Genomic DNA, 13,157 nt, shown 5'->3' on the forward strand with positions numbered 1-13,157 from the left:
CGGCCAGCGAAAAGCCGATGCGCTTGCCGCGCAGGATGAGCTTGAGGCTGACCTTGTCACGCGCGGAATAGATACGCTCCAGGCCACGGCGCTCGGGGCTCAGCAGGCCCTGTTCCTCATAGAAGCGGATGGCGCGGGTGGTGATGTCCAGCTCGCGGGACAGGTCGGAAATGCTGTAGGTCTGGGTGCTCATGCTGGGGCTCGGCGTGGGGTATGCGGGTATCCTGAGGTCAGGTTGACGTATACGTCAAGCAGGGTCGCGAGATGAGTGTTGCCAGTACTGGCCTCTTCGCGGGTAAACCCGCTCCCACAGGAAGTGCACAGGTCTTGAGCACACCGCCGTCACTGTGGGAGCGGGTTCACCCGCGAAGAGGCCAGCAAAGGCGAAAACATTACTCAGACAACCCCGACCTGCGATACCCATTCGGCGTCTGCCCACTCAACCGCTTGAACCACCGGGCAAAATACGTCGGGTCGGTAAACCCCAGGCTATCCGACAACTGCCCGATGCTCATCCGCGTATAGATCAGGTTGCGCCGCGCCTCCAGCAGCAACCGCTGGTGCACCACCTGCAGCGCGGTCTGCCCACTCAGCGCCCGGCACAGCTGGTTCAGCTGCAAACTCGGAATATTCAGCCGCGCGGCAAAATCCTCCACCGACAAGTGCTCGCGGTAATGCGTCTCGACCAGGCGCAGGTACTGCCCCAGCAGCTGGCGGTCGCGTTCATCGCGGTTGCGCGGCGCCTGCCCCAGTTGCTGGCGGCGGCTGATCCACACCATCAGCGCCGTTACCAGTGCTTCGAGCAGGGCCGCCCGCGCCGGGGCGTTGCTCTGGTACTCCTGCTGCAGGGTGTCGATCAGGCTGCGCAGGCGCACCCGGTCCCGGCCCAGCGGGTAACAAGCCGCCTTTGCCAGCACTGCCAGCGGTGCACCCAGGCGCTGCTCGAGGTTGGCCACCAGTGCCGTGCCAAAGGTCAGCACATGCCCCTGAATGTCGGCGCTGAAGCGAAAGCCGTGCACGGTCATCGGCGGCACTACCTGGATCGCCGCTTCGCTGATGGCGCTGCGCACCCCCTCGATCTCCACCTCGGCCCGGCCGCGCTGCACATACAGCAACTGGAACAGCTCGGCATGCTGGTGCGGCTTGATCTCCCAGTGGTGCAAACGGCTACGCGCCGGGATCGACTCGCAGTGCAGCAGGTCGGTGCCGGGCCAGGCCTGGTTTTCGCCATAGAGCTTGAACAGGGGGACGCCGGGGAGGGTGGATTTCATGCGTAAAAGCCTGTCCGTTAATCGAACGTTTTTTGTAAAAGTGCAGGTTATACATGGAATAGCACACTTCCATGGCTGTTTTTGCCAGTAAAAATGCAAAGGCAAACCCTAACAGCAGATGCCGCCCCACTGCCAGACCAGGGCCGGCATCGTCCGCACAGAGACAACAACAATGAAAACTCAAGTCGCAATTATTGGTGCAGGTCCGTCTGGCCTGCTGCTCGGCCAACTGCTGCACAAGGCCGGTATCGATACGGTCATCGTCGAACGCCAGACGCCGGAATACGTGCTCGGTCGCATCCGTGCCGGGGTACTGGAGCAAGGCACGGTCGACCTGCTGCGTGAAGCCGGAGTGGCCGAGCGCATGGACCGTGAGGGCCTGGTACACGAGGGTGTCGAGTTGCTGGTCGGCGGGCGCCGCCAACGCCTGGACCTCAAGGCCCTGACCGGTGGCAAGACGGTGATGGTGTACGGCCAGACCGAAGTCACCCGTGACCTGATGCAGGCCCGTGAAGCCAGCGGCGCGTCGATCGTCTATTCGGCAAGCAATGTCCAGCCGCACGAACTCAAGGGCGAACGGCCCTACCTGACCTATGAGAAAGACGGCCAGGTGCACCGAGTGGACTGCGACTACATTGCCGGCTGTGACGGTTTTCACGGTGTCTCGCGGCAAAGCATCCCCGAAGGCATCCTCAAGCAGTACGAGCGGGTCTACCCGTTTGGCTGGCTGGGCATGCTGTCAGACACGCCGCCGGTCAACCACGAACTTATCTATGCCTACCACGAACGGGGTTTCGTGCTGTGCAGCCAGCGTTCGCACACCCGTAGCCGCTACTATCTGCAGGTGCCGCTGGAAGAGCAGGTGGAGGCGTGGTCCGACGAGCGTTTCTGGCAGGAGCTCAAGGCGCGCTTGCCCGAAGATGTCGCTGGACGCCTGGTCACCGGCCCGGCCCTGGAAAAGAGCATCGCGCCGCTGCGCAGCCTGGTGGTCGAGCCGATGCAGTATGGCCACCTGTTCCTGGTTGGTGACGCCGCGCACATCGTCCCGCCGACCGGTGCCAAGGGCCTGAACCTGGCGGCATCGGACGTCAACTACCTGTACCGCATCCTGGTCAAGGTGTACCGCGAAGGGCGCACCGACCTGCTGCAGCAGTATTCGCCGCTGGCCCTGCGCCGGGTGTGGAAAGGCGAGCGCTTCAGCTGGTTCATGACCCAGCTGCTGCATGACTTCGGCAGCCACAAGGACGCCTGGGACCAGAAGATGCAGGAGGCCGACCGCGAGTACTTCCTGACCTCGCCGGCGGGGCTGGTAAACATCGCCGAGAACTATGTAGGGCTGCCGTTCGAAGAAGTGGCCTGACCTGCAGGTGAAAGCCTGGCCAACGCGCAATTCCTGTAGGAGCGGCCTTGTGTCGCGAAAGGGGGGCGAAGCGCCCCCGGGATCTTCGCATTCCTGCAAAATTGCTGGGGCCGCTTTGCGGCCCTTTCGCGACACAAGGCCGCTCCTACAAGGGCAGTGCCTGGCTTGAAATCAGCGGGCGAGCAAAGCCTCCATCTCCCGATACCCCCGCTGCCGCGCATGCTCCAGAGCAGTCACCCCGTCCTTGTCGGCAATCTGCCGATCTGCCCCGGCCGCCAGCAGCCGGCGCACGATCTCTACATGCCGCGGTCCGCCGTCACCGAGGATCACCGCCTCCAGCAGCGCGGTCCAGTGCAGGCGGTTGAGATGGTTCACATCCACCCCGGCATCGATCAGCATCTGCACGGTCTCGACATGCCCCCGTTCGGCGGCGGGTATCAGCGCTGTGCCCCCGTAACGGTTGGTGCTCCCAAGGTCGGCACCATGGTTCAACGTCAGTCGCAGGATGTCGTTCAGGCCACGCGCCCCGGCATACAGGTACGGGCTGTCGTCGATGTTGTCCCTGGCATTCACATCGGCACCAGCCTCGATCAGCACTTTCGCGGCTGCAATCTGGTTGCCGTGGGTGGCCACCAGCAGCGCGGTGCGCCCTTGCTCGTCGCGGCTCTCCAGCTGCGCACCTTGTGCCAGCAGTTGTTGCAGGGTGCGCACATCATCGTGACGGGCGGCGTTGTGCAGGCGGTTGTCCATGGCAGTGCTCTCGGCGTGGGCGGCAAGGCTGGTGCACAGGGCGAACAGCATGGCAGCAAGTAGTGAACGCATGGGGCAGGCTCCTCGGTGTCCTGCCCGCATCCTAGAAAAAACACGCCAGGGCTTGAAGTCAAGTTTGTGCATGACCCACAGTGCGCTGCTGAATAGGTAATGGCAGGAAGCTTAACGATGACATTCCCCACCCCCCTGATGGGCGCCTTGTGCCTGGTAGCCGCCAGTGGCTGGGCCTGTGCCGACCAGGTGCTGCCGGCGCCACCGGAACTGGCCTCCGGCTACCGCACTGGCCTGCAGCCGGTGCATGCCAGCCGGCACATGGCCGCCGCCGCCAACCCGCTGGCCAGCGAAGCGGGGCGGGCGATGCTGCGTGCCGGTGGCAGCGCCATCGACGCGGCCATCGCCATGCAGATGGTGCTGACCCTGGTCGAACCGCAATCCAGCGGCATTGGCGGCGGAGCGTTCATCCTTTACTGGGATGGCCAGCGCGTGCAGGCCTTCGATGGCCGCGAGGCAGCCCCGGCGGCGGTGACGGAAAACCTGTTCCTGCAAACCGATGGTTCCCCAATGCCGTTCAGGGCGGCGCAGATCGGCGGGCGTTCGGTGGGTGTACCGGGAGTTCTGCGTGCCCTGAAGCTGGCCCATGAGCAGCACGGCAAGCTGCCCTGGCGCGACCTGTTTGCCCCGGCCATTGCGCTGGCACGTAACGGTTTTGCGGTTTCCGAACGCCTTCACGCCCTGGTGGCGGGCGACCCGTTCATTGCCCGATCACCGGCCATGGCCCGCTATTTCCTGGATGAACAGGGCAAGCCGCTGGCGGTCGGGACTACCTTGCGCAACCCCGAGCTTGCGCAAACCTTCGAGCAGATTGCCGAGCAGGGCCCTGATGCGTTCTACACCGGTGAAATCGGCGAAGCCATGGTGGCCAAGGTCCGTGGCCACGCCAATGCCGGTTATCTGTCGCTACAGGACCTGCAGCAATACCAGGCCAAGGAACGCGACCCGGTATGCGGGCCTTACAAGGCCTGGCGCATCTGCGGCATGCCGCCACCATCATCGGGTGGGGTGACGGTGCTGCAGACTCTGGGAATTCTCGAAGCCGTGCAGCGCGCCTCGCCACAACGCGATCTGTCGGCGCTGCGGCCTGTAGCGACTTCGTCCCCGGCTGGCCTGGAGACGCCGCCGTTGGCGGTGCACCTGGTTGCCGAGGCCGAGCGCCTGGCCTACGCCGACCGCGCCCAATACCTGGCCGATAGCGATTACGTGCCGGTCCCGCTCAAGGCCTTGACCGACCCCGCTTATCTGGCCAGCCGCGCCGCGCTGGTTGGCGAGTACAGCATGAAGCGCGCCCGCCCGGGCCAGCCGCAGGGCGCCGACCTGGCCTTGGCGCCCGACCGCTCGCCACTGCGCATTTCCACCTCGCACCTCAGCGCGGTGGATGATAGCGGCCAGGCCCTGGCCATGACCACTTCGGTGGAAGCGGCGTTCGGCTCGCATCTGATGGTCAAGGGTTTTTTGCTCAACAACCACCTGACCGACTTCTCGTTCATCCCCCGGGAACAAGGCAAGCCCGTGGCCAACCGGGTGCAACCGGGCAAGCGACCGCTGTCGGCCATGGCGCCGACCCTGGTGTTCTCGCAAGCCTCCGGCGAGCTGGTGGCCAGCCTGGGCTCGCCCGGCGGCTCGCAGATCATCGGCTACGTGAACAAGGCGCTGATCGGCCTGCTGGATTGGCAGCTCGACCCGCAGCAGGCCGCCGGCCTGCCCAACTTCGGCAGCCGCAATGCCGGCACCGAAGTCGAAGCGGGGTTGGCCAGCCCGGCACTGATCCGGCAGTTGGCAGCCTGGGGGCATGAGGTGACGCCGATGACCATGACCAGCGGCATGCAGATTATCCAGCGCAGTGGCAAGGGCTGGTCGGGCGGTGCCGACCCTCGGCGCGAAGGGGTAGCGGTCGGCGACTAGCGGTGCGCGTTGCGGTGCAGCAGGTGGCGTGATAGAAGTCAGTCTTGCCATTCAGAAGTTGAATATCAAGATGTCAATCAGCTTGAAATCGAATAGGGCCCTGTTCGACCTCGACCTGCTGCGCGCCATTGTCGTGGTGGCCGATTGCGGCAGCTTCACCACGGCTGCTGCCCGCCTGCACTCCACCCAATCGACCATTAGCCAGAAGGTGCGCCGCCTGGAGGATATGGTTGGCCACCGCCTGCTGGTGCGTGGCAATCGCGATGTGCTGCCGACCGATGCCGGGCAGACCCTGCTCGGCTACGCCCGGCACATGCTGGCGCTCAACGACCAGATGCTCGAAGCCTTGGCCGGGGCGATGGTTGGCGTGACCGTGCGCCTTGGCGTGCCAGAGGACTTCGTGGGCGGGCGTACCACCAATGCGCTGTCGGCCTTCAGCCGACTGCACCCGCAGGTGAAGCTGGAAGTGACCAGCGGCCTGTGCCGCGACCTCAGCCAGGCCTACGACAACGGTGAGCTCGACCTGGTGTTGCTCAAGCAGCGGCGTAACAGCCGCGAAGGCGTGGCCTGCTGGCCTGAGCGCCTGCAGTGGATCGACAGCGCGCGCACGCCCGCCTTCGAACTGGACCCGATCCCGCTGGTGACTTTCCCGCCCCGCGGCCTGTACCGCGACGACATGATCACCGCCATTGAAGGCATGGGCCGGCGTTGGCGCATCAGCTTCACCAGCTCCAGTCTCAGCGGCATCCAGGCAGCGGTCGCCGATGGCATGGGTATCAGCCTGCTGCCGCCACGGGCGGCGACTGGCGAGCACCGGGTGCTGGGGGCAGGGCAAGGGCTGCCGGAGGTCGACAGCTATGAAATCGTCATCGTCCACCGGCCGACGGCGGATGTGATGGTCAAGGCGTTGGCCGAGGTGATGACGCAATTGCTTGCGGGTGGTGGGATCTGACACGGTTGGGGCCGCTTTGCGGCCCATCGCAGGCAAGCCAGCTCCCACAGGTACAGCCCGTGAGAAATGTGCGATTCCTAACTGTCTTGGATAGCTCTTCAAGCCAGCACTGGCCCTTGTAGGAGCGGCCTTGTGTCGCGATGGGCCGCGCAGCGGCCCCGGCAATCTTTGCTGCGAAGCTGAAAACCTGGGGCCGCTTCGCGCCCCATCGCGACACAAGGCCGCTCCTACAGGTATTTGCACATGGCTTGAGGCCGGTGTGGCCGAGGTGGGAGCACCTGTCTTGCTCAATTTCCAAAAGCTGGCGCGATCCCTGTGGGAGCTGGCTTGCCGGCGATGAGGCCGGTGCAGGCTTTCAATAGCCTCTAGGGCTGGCGCTCGGCCACCGCCCGCAAGGTTCGCAATGTCACCACCGGCGCATCCACCACAAACCGGTTGGCCAGCCACCCCGGCACATCCCCGGCAGGGTCGGCCTGTAGCTGGTAAGTCACCTCGGTCTTGCGCTCACCCAGCGGTTTCATCCGCCACTCGCCGCTTAAGTGCTGCACACGGATCAGCCCGTCCACCTTGGGGATCCTGCCGGGCTCGGCGCTCAGGTGGCGCAGAAGCGTGCCGTCCTCCAGGCGTTCGGTGCTGACCTTCAGTACGATGTCCCGCGGCATCGTCGGCCACGGCAGGTTGGTGGTCAGGTAAACCCAGGTGTTATCGCCTTCCACGTCCAGCAGGCGCATCTCGGCGCAGGCGTACAACCACTTGCAGGCTACCCGCAGGTTCTCCTGCAGGTCGACAAGGGTGCGTACGCTGGCTTTCATGGTGCTGATGCCACGGAATTGCTGGTAGGGCGAGTCGGGGGCGGCGCTCAGGTACACGCGGATGCCTTCGCGATCGTAGGCCAGGTTCCAGTCATCGGCGGCCGGGGCGGGTGTGCACAGCAGCAGGGCGGCGAGCAGCAGGCAGCGGTTCATGACTGGTACCGCGCGGGGGCAGGATTTTCAGTATGCGGCTACTGGGGCTGCTTTGCAGCCCTTTCGCGACACAAGGCCGCTCCCACAGTGGGCGGCGTACACCGTGCCTTTGTGGGAGCGGCCTTGTGTCGCGAAAGGGGCGCAAAGCGCCCCCATGCATCAACGCTTAGGGTTCAGCGTCAGGTGCACGTGACGGTTCACGTCCTTGTACAGCAGGTAGCTGAACTTGCCTGGGCCGCCGGCGTAGCAGGCTTGCGGGCAGAAGGCGCGCAGCCACATGAAGTCGCCGGCTTCCACTTCGACCCAGTCCTGGTTCAGGCGGTACACCGCCTTGCCTTCCAGCACGTACAGGCCATGTTCCATCACGTGGGTCTCGGCGAAAGGAATCACGCCGCCCGGTTGGAAGGTGACGATGTTCACGTGCATGTCGTGGCGCATGTCGGCCATGTCGACGAAGCGGGTGGTGACCCAGCGGCCTTCGGTGCCCGGCATTTCGATGACGGTGGCGTTGTCACGGTGGGTAACGAACGACTCGGGAACGTCCAGGCCTTCTACCTTCTGGTAGTGCTTGCGCAGCCAGTGGAAGGTGACGTTGGACTTGCTGTTGTTACGCAGGCTCCACTCGGCACCCGGGGCCAGGAAGGCGTAGCCGCCCGGTACCAGGGTGTGGTGCTTGCCTTCGACGGTGATGTCCAGTTCGCCTTCGACGATGAACACCACGGCTTCGGCGTTCGGGTCCAGTTCAGGGCGCTCGCTGCCGCCTTCCGGGGCCACTTCGACGATGTACTGGGAGAAGGTTTCGGCAAAACCGGTCAGCGGGCGGGCGATGACCCACATGCGCATCTTGTCCCAGAACGGCAGGTGGCTGGTGACGATGTCACGCATCACGCCCTTGGGGATGACGGCATAGGCTTCGGTGAACATGGCACGGTCAGTCAGCAGCTCGGTCTGAGCCGGGTGCCCACCGTGGGGGGCGAAGTAGGAATGGTTCGACATGGACGATCTCGACTTGTTGTTCTCTCCCCATGCCGTGAACCGCACCGGCCGGTGCGGCGCAGGGGATGTGGCGACAGAATAGGGTCGAGCGTGTGCCATCCACAAATTAAATGTTGGAATACCCGGTATTTGCCGGTTGAATGCGCACTTGTCGGCCAACGTGCTCTTCCGGCAAGCGGTCGCCTTGGCCGAAAAGCTTGTGGCGCAAGGTGCCTTCGGCATAGCTCAGCGGGTAGCGGCCACGGCGTTGCAGTTCGGGCACCAGCAACTCGACCACATGGGCCAGGTCGTCCGGTTGCACTGCGTAGGTCAGGTTGAAGCCATCGATGCCGGTCTGGTCCAGCCAGTTTTCCAGCTGGTCGGCCACCTCGCTGGCAGCACCCACCAGCACCGGCCCACGGCCTCCGAGGCCAATGAACTCGGCAGCTTCGCGCACGGTCCAGCGGCGGTTCGGGTCGGCGGCGGTGAAGGCGGCCAGGGCTGCGCGGCCGGCATCGTTCTCGACGTATTCGATCGGCGCATCGGGGTCGAGGCCAGCAAAGTCGATGCCGGTCCAGCCCGACAGCAGCGCCAGGGCAGCATCCAGGTCGACATGGCTGCGGTACTCGGCGAAGCGCGCCTCGGCCTCCTCCCGGGTGGGGGCAACGATCAACAGCGCCTGGGCGTAGATCAGCACCTCGTCCCGGCCACGCCCGGCCACCTCGCTGGCCTGGCGGATACCGTCGGCGTAGCGGCGCAGTACCGTGGGCGTCGGCCCGCTGATGAACACGCACTCGGCGTGCCGCGCCGCGAACTGCTGGCCGCGTGCCGAAGCACCGGCCTGGAACAGCACCGGCGTGCGTTGCGGCGAAGGTTGGCACAGGTGCATGCCTGGCACCTGGAAGTGCTCACCCACATGGTTGATGGGGTGCACTCGGGCAGGTTCGATATAGCGTCCGCTGTCACGCTCCAGCAGCACCGCGTCTTCCTCCCAGCTTTTTTCCCATAGCTTGTAAAGCACCTGCAGGTATTCCTCGGCAAGGTCATAGCGCTGGTCGTGGCCCAGTTGGCGCGCCAGGCCCAGGTTGCGCGCGGCGCTGTCGAGGTAGCCGGTGACGATGTTCCAGCCGACCCGGCCATTGCTCAGGTGGTCGAGCGTGGACATGCGCCGGGCGAAGGGGTAGGGGTGTTCATAGGTGAGCGAGAAGGTGACGCCGAAGCCCAGGTGCTCGGTAACCCCGGCCATGGCCGGCACCAGCAGCAGCGGGTCGTTGACCGGCACCTGCACGCCACCGCGCAGGGCGGCTTCGGGGCCGCCCTGGTAGACGTCGTAAATGCCCAGCACATCGGCGATGAACAGGGCGTCGAACAGGCCGCGTTCGAGCAGGCGGGCCAGGTCGGTCCAGTAGTCCAGGCGGTTGAAGGCCACGCTGGTGTTGCGCGGGTGGCGCCACAGGCCGGGGGACTGGTGGCTGGCGGCATTCATGCTGAAGGCGTTGAAGCGGATCGGGCGGGGCATGGTGGGCGTGCTCCGCTCAAGGCAACACGGAAGCCGGGTAGACCGCGTCGGCCACCTGCAGCTTGCGTGGAATCAGGCCCAGGCCCTGGAAGGTATCGGCCAGCTTCTGTTGCTCGGCAACGATCTGCGGGGTAATGGCCACGGCGTTGTAGTTGCGCCGCTCACTGGCCACTTGCAGCACATTGGCGTTGATCCCCAGTTGCGGGGCCAGCAGCGCGGCGACTTCGGCAGGTTTGGCATTGGCCCACTGGCTGACCTTGCCCAGCTCGGTAAAGAAGGTCTTCAGCAAGGCGCGATGCTGGTCGGCGAAGCTGGCGGTGGACAGGTAGAAGGTGCGGTTGTTGGACAGGCCGCTGCCATCGCGCAGGTTCTTCAGGCCCGGTTGGCTTTCTGCCGCGGCAAGGAACGGGTCCCACAGGGTCACGGCCTGGACGCTGCCCGATTGCAGGGCAGCCACGGCATCGGCGGCGTTGTTGACGTAGGCCGGGGTGATGTCCTGGTAGCTGAGGCCGGCCTGTTGCAGGGCAACGGCCAGCAGGTACTGGGCGTTCCAGCCGCGGCCAGTGGCCACGCGCTTGCCCTTGAGGTCTTGCACGCTGGCCAGGTGGTCCTGCTCGCGCACCACCAGGCCTATGCCGCGTGGGTAGGGTTGCTCGGCGGCCAGGTACACCACTGGCTTGCCCGCGGCCTGGGCGAACACCGAGGGTGCGTCGGCGGCATGGCCGAGGTCGATGGCGCCAGTGCTCAAGGCTTCGAGCAACTGCGGGCCGGCGGCGAACTCGTGCCAGCTGACTTTCACGCCTTGTGGTGCCAGGGCCTTCTCCAGGGCGCCGCTGCCCTTGAGGATGTTGATGCTGTTGAACTTCTGGTAACCGATGCGCAGAGTGCTGGTTTCGTCGGCCAGGGCTTGAGACCAGGGCAACAGGGTACTGGCGACACTGGCCAGCAAGCCGCCGATCAACAGGCGGCGCAGGGGGGAGAAGGCACGGGCGGGCATGGGCATTGCTCCTTGAGCTGGAAGGGAAACGATGTGCCCAGACTAAGGAGGTGGCGTTTGGCTTTCAATTTTTATATTCCTGTTTGTTAGATTGTTTTGTTATTTTTATATCCTTTTGTTTCGTAACGTTTGGTCCGTTTCGACATTTTTTTCACATTCGCTTGCTAGGCTGCCCGGCATTCCCAAGGAGCCCTACATGTCGCACATCCTGCGCAAGCGCAGCACTCGCATTGCCTTGGCCGCAACCGCCGGCCTGCTCACGGCCACCCTGGGCTTCTTTGCCTGGCAGAGTTTCTACCCGGTCCAGGCTGCCTCCGGCTGGGACGTCGAGGTGCTGCACCGCGATGTAACCAAGGCCGCGTCGCTGCTGCCGCAAGCCGATGGCAGCCTGCTGGTCAGCCGTGAACTGGATGATGGCCGTGGCAGCATCCTCAGGATTACCGCTGAAGGCGACCGGGTGGTAGTCATCGACAACTTGTCCAAGCCAGACGGCATGGTGGCAGCGCAGGGTGGCTGGGTGTTCAGCCAGGAAGGCGGGTTTGCCCCGGTCAGCCTGGCCCGCGATGGCCAGGTCACGCGGCTGTTCGACGGCGAGAGCGTGCAGGGCCTGTGGAACGACGGCGAGCACCTGTACGCCATCGAGGACCGCAAGGGCAATGGCCGTTTGATGCGTTATGACTGGCGCAGCGGCCAGCTCGATGTGCTGCGCTCCGGTCTGACCGAAACCGAAGGCCTGACGCGCTGCAGCGACGGGCGCTTGCTGTATACCGAAAAGGCCAACGGCAAGGTCCGCGCGCTGTCCGACGATGGCCGGGACCCGGTGGTGGTCGATGGTCTGCGCAACCCGACGTTCCTGTTCTGCGACCAGCGCGGCCTGTGGATCAGCGAAGACAACACCCACCGAGCCCGGCTGCTGCGCATCGATGCCGACGGCTCGAGACAGACCGTGCTGTCGTTCCTCAAGGCGCCCCAGTCGATCGTCGCCGATGGCAAGGGCGGCTATCTGCTGGCCGAAGGCGGGCGCAACCGCGTGCTGCATCTGACGCCGCCGCTGGAGCGCAATACCGCCCAGCGCGACTGACCCGGTGCCTGGCTGGGCAGGCGCCATTTGCAGGTGGCCAGTAGCGGTGGGTGATGGCCACCCGACCAACAGCGCGCTTCCCTGCATGGCTGCGCTCGCGGATAATCCCCCCATTCCAATAAACAGCCTGTGAGTGGGTATGAGTGATTCCGTAGTCAGCCTCGGCCAGCCAGAAACCGAAGGGGGGCGCAAGACGCGCAAGAACAACCCCGAGAAAACGCGCGAGGACATCCTCCAGGCCGCCATTAACGAGTTCGTCCAGCAAGGGCTGGCCGGTGCCCGCGTCGACGCGATCGCCGAGCGTACCGCCACCTCCAAGCGCATGATCTACTACTACTTCGGCAGCAAGGAGCAGCTGTACTGCGAGTGCCTGATCAAGCTGTACGGCGATATCCGCAAGACTGAGCAAAGCCTGGACCTGGAGTCGCTGCCGGCCGAGCAGGCGATCCGCCGGCTGGTGGAGTTCACCTTCGATCACCACGACCGCAACGTCGATTTCGTGCGGATCATCTGCACCGAAAACATCCACTACGGCGAGTACGTCAAGCAGTCGCCGGCGATTCGCGAAATGAGCAGCCTGGTGCTCGAGGCCTTGGGCAATACCTTGCGCCGTGGGGTGCAGGAAGGTGTGTTCCGCGCCGGCATCGAGGTCATCGACCTGCACATGCTGATGAGCTCGTTCTGTTTCTACCGGGTTTCGAACCGCCACACCTTTGGCGAGATCTTCCAGATCGACCTGTCCGATGAGCAGGTCAAGTTGCGGCACAAAGCGATGATCTGTGATGCGGTGTTGCGGTATATCCAGATCGAGCACCGCCCCTGAACATTTTCCATTGCCTGGGCCGGCCCCTTCGCGGGCATGCCCGCTCCCACAAGTACTGCATCTGCCTTGAATGCTGTGGTGATCCTGTGGGAGCGGGCGTGCCCGCGAAGAGGCCCCTCCAGGCCTCACATTCCTGACATCTGTTCCAGCTCACTCGCCCAACCGCTGCTCACGCGACGGCGGGTAGCCAAAGTAGGCCGCATAGCACTTGCTGAAGTGCGACACCGAAACGAACCCGCAGGCCACTGCCACCTCCATCACCGACAGGTCGGAATACTGCAACAGCCGGCGGCTCTTGGTGATGCGCAGCTCCATGTAGTAACGCCGCGGCGAGGTGCCCAGCTGGGCCTGGAACAGGCGGTCGATCTGCCGGCGCGAGCGCCCGCTGTAGGCCGCCAGCTGGTCGAGGCTGAGGGTTTCCTCGAGGTTGTTCTCCATCAGCTCGACGATGGTGCGCAAGTGCAGGCTCATGGACTTCTTCGCG

At 64.6% G+C, this 13,157-nt stretch carries 13 protein-coding genes; 5 read left to right on the forward strand and 8 right to left on the reverse strand.

What is annotated here, in order from left to right:
- Together JV551A3_RS14065 and JV551A3_RS14070 are read right to left on the reverse strand one after the other, a co-directional pair.
- A partial coding sequence (locus tag JV551A3_RS14065) for a MerR family transcriptional regulator (protein WP_133978809.1) occupies positions 1-193 on the reverse strand: 193 nt, incomplete at its 3' end.
- Positions 194-392: 199 nt separating this feature from the next.
- Positions 393-1,271 carry a helix-turn-helix domain-containing protein gene (locus JV551A3_RS14070; RefSeq protein WP_133978811.1) on the reverse strand — a complete coding sequence of 293 codons (879 nt, stop codon included), beginning with the start codon at positions 1,269-1,271 and terminating at the stop codon, positions 393-395.
- Between the two features lie 172 nt (positions 1,272-1,443).
- Here JV551A3_RS14070 and pobA point away from each other — a divergent pair, with 172 nt between their 5' ends.
- Positions 1,444-2,631: a 4-hydroxybenzoate 3-monooxygenase gene (pobA, locus tag JV551A3_RS14075; protein ID WP_133978813.1), complete on the forward strand. Its 1,188-nt coding sequence runs from the start codon at positions 1,444-1,446 to the stop codon at positions 2,629-2,631.
- 171 nt (positions 2,632-2,802) lie between these two features.
- Here the strand turns inward: pobA and JV551A3_RS14080 are convergent, their stop codons facing one another.
- A complete protein-coding gene (locus JV551A3_RS14080; protein WP_133978815.1) occupies positions 2,803-3,453 on the reverse strand; it encodes an ankyrin repeat domain-containing protein in 651 nt (216 codons plus the stop codon).
- 117 nt (positions 3,454-3,570) lie between these two features.
- Between JV551A3_RS14080 and ggt the strand changes: the two genes are divergently transcribed.
- Together ggt and JV551A3_RS14090 are read left to right on the forward strand one after the other, a co-directional pair.
- A complete protein-coding gene (gene ggt / locus JV551A3_RS14085) occupies positions 3,571-5,361 on the forward strand; it encodes a gamma-glutamyltransferase (RefSeq protein WP_133972020.1) in 1,791 nt (596 codons plus the stop codon).
- Positions 5,362-5,431: 70 nt separating this feature from the next.
- Entirely contained in the window at positions 5,432-6,313 is an 882-nt protein-coding gene (locus tag JV551A3_RS14090; protein ID WP_112252531.1) for a LysR substrate-binding domain-containing protein, read from the forward strand.
- A gap of 365 nt (positions 6,314-6,678) precedes the next feature.
- On the opposite strand, the gene JV551A3_RS14095 is transcribed toward JV551A3_RS14090, so the two are convergent.
- The 4 genes from JV551A3_RS14095 to JV551A3_RS14110 all read right to left on the reverse strand — a co-directional run bounded on the left by JV551A3_RS14095 (position 6,679) and on the right by JV551A3_RS14110 (position 10,769).
- Positions 6,679-7,278, reverse strand: a complete 600-nt coding sequence (locus tag JV551A3_RS14095; protein ID WP_133972022.1) for an START domain-containing protein — start codon at positions 7,276-7,278, stop codon at positions 6,679-6,681.
- Between the two features lie 159 nt (positions 7,279-7,437).
- Positions 7,438-8,274, reverse strand: a complete 837-nt coding sequence (locus JV551A3_RS14100; RefSeq protein WP_013972924.1) for a bifunctional allantoicase/(S)-ureidoglycine aminohydrolase — start codon at positions 8,272-8,274, stop codon at positions 7,438-7,440.
- A gap of 106 nt (positions 8,275-8,380) precedes the next feature.
- Positions 8,381-9,772 (reverse strand): LLM class flavin-dependent oxidoreductase, encoded by a 1,392-nt coding sequence (locus tag JV551A3_RS14105; RefSeq protein WP_133972024.1) that lies wholly within the window; start codon positions 9,770-9,772, stop codon positions 8,381-8,383.
- A gap of 16 nt (positions 9,773-9,788) precedes the next feature.
- On the reverse strand, positions 9,789-10,769 hold the full coding sequence (locus JV551A3_RS14110; protein WP_133972026.1) for an aliphatic sulfonate ABC transporter substrate-binding protein: 981 nt from the start codon (positions 10,767-10,769) through the stop codon (positions 9,789-9,791).
- Positions 10,770-10,965: 196 nt separating this feature from the next.
- Between JV551A3_RS14110 and JV551A3_RS14115 the strand changes: the two genes are divergently transcribed.
- Entirely contained in the window at positions 10,966-11,850 is an 885-nt protein-coding gene (locus JV551A3_RS14115; RefSeq protein WP_133972028.1) for an NHL repeat-containing protein, read from the forward strand.
- 139 nt (positions 11,851-11,989) lie between these two features.
- Positions 11,990-12,673, forward strand: a complete 684-nt coding sequence (locus JV551A3_RS14120; RefSeq protein ID WP_133978817.1) for a TetR/AcrR family transcriptional regulator — start codon at positions 11,990-11,992, stop codon at positions 12,671-12,673.
- A 150-nt stretch (positions 12,674-12,823) separates the two neighbouring features.
- Here the strand turns inward: JV551A3_RS14120 and JV551A3_RS14125 are convergent.
- A partial coding sequence (locus JV551A3_RS14125) for a helix-turn-helix domain-containing protein (RefSeq protein ID WP_133978819.1) occupies positions 12,824-13,157 on the reverse strand: 334 nt, incomplete at its 5' end.

Source organism: Pseudomonas inefficax (assembly GCF_900277125.1).
GTDB lineage: Bacteria > Pseudomonadota > Gammaproteobacteria > Pseudomonadales > Pseudomonadaceae > Aquipseudomonas > Aquipseudomonas inefficax.

Bases quoted from the DNA above. Each gene is read 5' to 3' on its own strand.
- JV551A3_RS14070 (WP_133978811.1), bottom strand. From the start codon at position 1,271: ATGAAATCCACCCTCCCCGGCGTCCCCCTGTTCAAGCTCTATGGCGAA.
- pobA (WP_133978813.1), top strand. From the start codon at position 1,444: ATGAAAACTCAAGTCGCAATTATTGGTGCAGGTCCGTCTGGCCTGCTG.
- JV551A3_RS14080 (WP_133978815.1), bottom strand. From the start codon at position 3,453: ATGCGTTCACTACTTGCTGCCATGCTGTTCGCCCTGTGCACCAGCCTT.
- ggt (WP_133972020.1), top strand. From the start codon at position 3,571: ATGACATTCCCCACCCCCCTGATGGGCGCCTTGTGCCTGGTAGCCGCC.
- JV551A3_RS14090 (WP_112252531.1), top strand. From the start codon at position 5,432: ATGTCAATCAGCTTGAAATCGAATAGGGCCCTGTTCGACCTCGACCTG.
- JV551A3_RS14095 (WP_133972022.1), bottom strand. From the start codon at position 7,278: ATGAACCGCTGCCTGCTGCTCGCCGCCCTGCTGCTGTGCACACCCGCC.
- JV551A3_RS14100 (WP_013972924.1), bottom strand. From the start codon at position 8,274: ATGTCGAACCATTCCTACTTCGCCCCCCACGGTGGGCACCCGGCTCAG.
- JV551A3_RS14105 (WP_133972024.1), bottom strand. From the start codon at position 9,772: ATGCCCCGCCCGATCCGCTTCAACGCCTTCAGCATGAATGCCGCCAGC.
- JV551A3_RS14110 (WP_133972026.1), bottom strand. From the start codon at position 10,769: ATGCCCGCCCGTGCCTTCTCCCCCCTGCGCCGCCTGTTGATCGGCGGC.
- JV551A3_RS14115 (WP_133972028.1), top strand. From the start codon at position 10,966: ATGTCGCACATCCTGCGCAAGCGCAGCACTCGCATTGCCTTGGCCGCA.
- JV551A3_RS14120 (WP_133978817.1), top strand. From the start codon at position 11,990: ATGAGTGATTCCGTAGTCAGCCTCGGCCAGCCAGAAACCGAAGGGGGG.